The 243-nt window shown below is 65.8% G+C and carries 1 protein-coding gene; it reads left to right on the top strand.

The genetic code is table 11. The annotated features are described in order from the left end of the window. Positions 1–55 precede the first annotated feature (55 nt). On the top strand, positions 56–243 hold a 188-nt coding region (locus AC0L20_RS41695; protein ID WP_473295944.1), incomplete at its 3' end, for a peptidoglycan-binding protein.

Here is a 243-nt window from a genome sequence, read left to right as displayed (position 1 = left end):
GGAGGCCAGCGCAGCGTCGAAATAGTCGTGGGGAGAGGGCGCTGAATCGCCGCAACTGGCGCGTCGGCTCTACAGCGGCGGTTACCTGGCCGTCGAACCCAAGGGCAGCGCCAAGCAGTACCGCGCCGAACTGGTCGCTGCGGTCAAGGCGTTCCAGCTCAGCCACTCGTTGCAGTCCGACGGTGTGATCGGCGCTGGTACCGTGGCCGAACTCAATATCAGCCCGGCGATGCGCCGTGATCA

This window comes from Bradyrhizobium sp. Kon58, from assembly GCF_055807455.1.
This window is presented reverse-complemented; position numbering and strand designations above follow the sequence as displayed.